General features: G+C 41.1%; 2 protein-coding genes. Both read left to right on the top strand.

What is annotated here, in order from left to right:
• A partial coding sequence (locus HMPREF2619_RS11690) for an SIALI-17 repeat-containing surface protein (RefSeq protein WP_315940623.1) occupies window positions 1-1924 on the top strand: 1924 nt, incomplete at its 5' end.
• A 676-nt stretch (window positions 1925-2600) separates the two neighbouring features.
• A partial coding sequence (locus HMPREF2619_RS08595) for an accessory Sec-dependent serine-rich glycoprotein adhesin (protein ID WP_186821504.1) occupies window positions 2601-5189 on the top strand: 2589 nt, incomplete at its 3' end.

The raw sequence follows: 5189 nt of genomic DNA, 5'->3' as shown, positions 1-5189 counted from the left end.
TAAGGAAGCTAAGAAGAAACTAGTTGAGTTGTCAGAGCAAGCTCTCGCAGCGATCGAAGCAGCCAAGACACAAGATGCAGTAGATAAAGCCTTGCAAGCAGCTCTAACTTCAATCAACCAACTTCAAGCGACTCCAAAAGAGGAACCAAAACCAGAGGAGCCAGCTCAACCAGAAGAGTCTAAGATTGACTACGATAAGGCTATGGCAAGTTTGGCAGAGGCCATTCAAAACAAGAGCAAGGAACTAGGTGATGATAAGGAAGCTAAGAAGAAACTAGTTGAGTTATCAGAGCAAGCTCTTACTGCTATTGAATCAGCCAAGACACAAGATGCAGTAGATAAAGCCTTGCAAGCAGCTCTAACTTCAATCAACCAACTTCAAGCGACTCCAAAAGAGGAACCAAAACCAGAGGAGCCAGCTCAACCAGAAGAGTCTAAGATTGACTACGATAAGGCTATGGCAAGTTTGGCAGAGGCCATTCAAAACAAGAGCAAGGAACTAGGTAGCGATAAAGAAGCTAAGAAGAGACTAGTTGAGTTATCAGAACACGCCATCGCAGCGATTGAAGCAGCCAAGACACAGGATGCAGTAGACAAAGCCTTGCAAGAAGCTCTAACTTCTATCAACCAACTTCAAGCGACTCCGAAAGAGGATCCGAAACCAGAGCAGCCAGCCCAACCAGAAGAGCCTAAGATTGACTACGACAAGGCTATGGCAAGTTTGGCAGAGGCTATTCAAAACAAGAGCAAGGAACTAGGTGATGATAAGGAAGCTAAGAAGAAACTAGTTGAGTTATCAGAGCAAGCTCTTACTGCTATTGAATCAGCCAAGACACAAGATGCAGTAGATAAAGCCTTGCAAGCAGCTCTAACTTCAATCAACCAACTTCAAGCTGCTCCGAAAGAGGAAGTGAAACATTCAACAGTTCCAACTGAAGGAGATAAGGTCTTAGTTCAAACGCAACCAAGTTTTGAAGTAACGACAGAACCAATCGCCTTTAATACTGTTCGTCGTGAGAATGCCTTCCTAGCTAAAGGTAAGGAACAAGTTGTTTCAGATGGTAAAGCAGGTCAAATAACGACTTATGTAGAAGTAGATGGAGATACACGTAAGACAGTTAAGGTTGAACGTGAAGACGCACAAGATCGTGTCATCGAAGTTGGTACTTATGAAGGGACATCTGAGCCAGCTGAAGGCGTTAAAGAATTGAGCTTTACTCAACCAAGTCTTGAAGTGGTAGAAGAAGCCATCAACTTCAAGACAGTTAAACAAGAAGATCCAACTCTGCCAGAAGGTGAAACTCGTGTAACTCAGGTAGGTCGCGCAGGCAAGGAACGTATCTTAACAGAAGTAGCACCAGATGGAAGCCGTATTGAAAAACTGCGTGAAGTTGTTGAAGTGGCGCAAGATGAGATTGTGCTAGTCGGAACTAAGAAAGAAGAATCAGGTAAAACAGAGGCAGCTATCCATGAAGTACCAGAGTTCACAGGTGGCGTAAATGGTTTGGAAGCAGCTATCCATGAAGTACCAGAGTTTACTGGTGGTGTAAATGGTTTGGAAGCAGCTATCCATGAAGTACCAGAGTTTACTGGTAGTGTGAATGGCTCTGAAGCAGCTGTCCACAGAGTTCCAAACTTTGAAGGAGGAGTTCCTGGTGGACAAGCACCTATTCATCAAGTACCTGGATTTGCTGGAGGTGTAAATGGTTTGGAAGCAGCTAACCATGAAGTCACTACACACAAGGATGAGCAGTCACATGTGGTTCAAGCTATATCACAAGATAAGACTTATCAAGCACCTGCAAATCGTCAACATAGTCTCCCTGAAACAGGCGCTAAAGAAACGGCTACTCTCGCAAGCTTGGGCGCTGTAGGAGCACTTCTTGGTCTAGCTGCAATGGGAAAGAAAAAAGAAGACGAATAGAATCTGTCTAACTCAAGAAATACTGTTGAGGAAGTATAGATTTTGTGGAAATTATTGCAGAATATTAGCATTATTTAAACAAACTGCTGTAATAACTGTCCAAACTTTAGAGATTGAAAATAATAACTAATCTCAATTATAAAAAGCGAACAAAATGAGTTTTCTGAGAGTCAGAATTCCGTCTTGTTCGCTTTTTTGTCTCTTCGTCAATTGTGGTGAGCTAGAATTTAGTCAAGGTTGAGAGTGCTAGGTATTTGCTTCTTAGGGATGTAGCCAAGTTTTACAAGGATGTAAATCTTTAGACGGCCTAGACTCAAGTAGCTACCTCTCAAGAGTGAACAAACTATTCACAGGCTGATAGTTATGCATGTTTAAGCTTTTATAATAGATTCTAGAAGGCTTGGATTGCGTTTTCTACTATACTATCCAGTTCGATTTTTGCAGTTCAGGTTTATGCTTGGTACAGTATGGGACAAGTGTTTAAAAGAGTGATTATCCTTGTACACAAGTGTCCACTTTTACAATTTTTCATGACTTTAAAAAGTTAGTATTTTATAGCTTTTGTGCTGAACTTCTCCGTTTTATAGTATTTAAGTGGTTTAAGGTCAAATTGCTTGCTTTTGTCTACTAATCATGTATAATGGGGGTGGATAATAATAAAAAAAAGGAGACTGCAATGTTTTTTAAACGTTCAAACGGTGAATTCCGTGAAACCGATCGAGTGACTCGGTTCAAATTAATTAAGTCGGGTAAGAATTGGTTGCGTGCATCTACTTCGAACTTTGGGCTTCTAAAAGTGATTCGTGGTCAAGTCGAAGAGACTATTGTAGCCGAAGTGCATGAAGATGCGGTGTCAGAAAAGGGACTGACAAGTCGAGGATTCTTAAAAGGGATTGTCGTGGCCGCAGCTGTTCTTAGTGCGACATCGCTTGTACATACTGGTCATGCAGATGAACTAGGAAAAGATGCAACAACTGCATCAGCTTTGGTTAGTGCACCTGCAGTTACAACAGAGTCAGAATCATTGAGTGAGCAAGGTTCTACGGACCAATCAGCAACTCTAAATGAATCTGCTACTGAAACAAAAGAAGATACAGTAGTTTCATCTGAACTAGTTGCAGATGCTCCTGTGTCTGAAGACAAAGCAATCTTGGAACAAAATTCTTCTGAAGCAGCTTTGTTGATTAACATCGCTGAAAAATACGCATCAAACCATCAAGATGCAGATCAAAAAGCAGCGATCCATGCGGCTGTTGCTAACCTTCAATCAGAATTGTCTGCAAGCACTAGTTTGGCCAATGCAACTGCTCAAGCTTATGCAGATCAACGTGCACGTTTGAGCAAGTCAGTGGATGAGCTGATGGCAGTCTTAACAGTGGCAGGTTTTGAAGGAAATACTACTGTTAACGGATCACCAGCAGTCTCTGCACAGTTGGATGCTATTTCAACGTCAACTACTCTTACTGCGCCATCTGTTGTAGAAAAAATGGATCAACCAAATGGTGCTTCAATTGAAGATCCAGCCTTGGACAATCCAAACTACAAATTGGATCCCAATGAAGAACGCTATACCTATTCAATCTGGGATCTTCAAAACTGGGCAGGTCCTGCAAATCAAGGTGGTGTTACCTATAACAATGGTGGTTACTATGTAACATTCTCAGTTGATCGTTCAACTGTAGGAACTACAACTACTCCAGTTGTTCATGCCCGTTTGGTAGAAAAAGCTACGGGTAAAGAAGTAGAAACTTTGGATATGACTGCCAAGTCAACTTACCAATTTAAGACTTTGGTGCAAGAAAATCCTACTTATGCACCTCAATTTGACTATACTACTGGAGAAGTTTCGCAAATTCTAGGAACATGGACTAATAACCGTGATGCTGGTCCAACTTCTGATGACAAATATAAGCACCATATTCTTCAAATTCGTGACACAACAAAACCAGGAAATGTTGGGGACACAAAGCCAAATGTTCAAACAGTCGTTCCAACTGAAAAAGTAACGCATACAACTCACTATAAAGTCGAGGGTACAGATGAGGAATTGGCTTCATACGCTCAAACGGGTATTGAGAGTCAAACTTATCATGCCTCTAATCCGCGAACATTTGAAGGTTACGAGTTTACCCGTACTCAATCAGAAAAAGACATGACTGGATCACTCGGTGGTGTTGGAGCTAAGTACCTAGAACTTCAGGGTGGGCGCGCTCACTACTATGTGAAACGTATTGTAGAACAAGTAGATAAAGATGGTACATCTGTTGTTAAATTGTATGCTTTAGATCCTTCGAAGGTGTCATCATATAGCCCGGCAACTGATGTAAATAATCTTAATTTAGATAACTATACATTGTTGTATACCTCAGATCCTGTTAAACCAGGAGGTAAGCCAACACCTGCTGGAACAAAAGATGCCTTAAATGATCTGGGATATGTTGACAGTAAGGATGGGCAATACCATCTTCGTGTACAAACATATACTGATAGTGGAAATGGGAATGTGCGCTTGAGTGGTTGGTACAATAAGGCTACTGGGGATGCCTTTACAGCCTCACCACAATTTTCAGCAGATGTCGATCCAGTTCGAAACAATACTTCCAACATCATTGGTGGGAATACACCAGGAGATAAAGCTTCAGGCTATCCATCATTCTTCAACAACTACTCACTTCCTTCTATTAAACAAATTTCTACCGATGTAACTCACTACTACCGTAAAACAGATGCTACAGGTAATGTTTACGTGCATTATCAAGATACAGAAGGTAAGACTATTAAGCCAGATGTAACCGATGAAAAAGATCAACCAGTTAATAAGGCCTACGATACAGTTGTAGACAATCGTCCGAACGAGATTACATTCGAAGGTAAGACTTACGAGTTAGTACCAGCTGGTAACTACACAGTAGGTGAAGTAGATGATCAAGGTCACTTGAAGTCAACAGATCCAACAACTGGTAAGGTTATTGAAGGTAATAAGAATGTAACTTACGTGTACAAACTTAAAGAGGGTGAAGTAGTTATTACTTATGTAGATGTAAATGGTAAAGAGATTCAAAAACCTCGTCAAGACACTCCAAACTCACCATATGACACACCATATGACACTACTGAGGAAGGTGAAAAACCTAACTTCATCAAGGCAGAAGATGGTAAGACCTATAAGATCGTACCGAAGGGTGATTATCCTGTAGGTAAAGTTGATGAGAATGGACACCTTGAATCATCTGATCCAGTTACAGGTAAGGTTACTAAACCAAAA

The sequence above is a fragment of the Streptococcus sp. HMSC074B11 genome, from assembly GCF_001808705.1.
Taxonomy (GTDB): domain Bacteria; phylum Bacillota; class Bacilli; order Lactobacillales; family Streptococcaceae; genus Streptococcus.
This window is presented reverse-complemented; position numbering and strand designations above follow the sequence as displayed.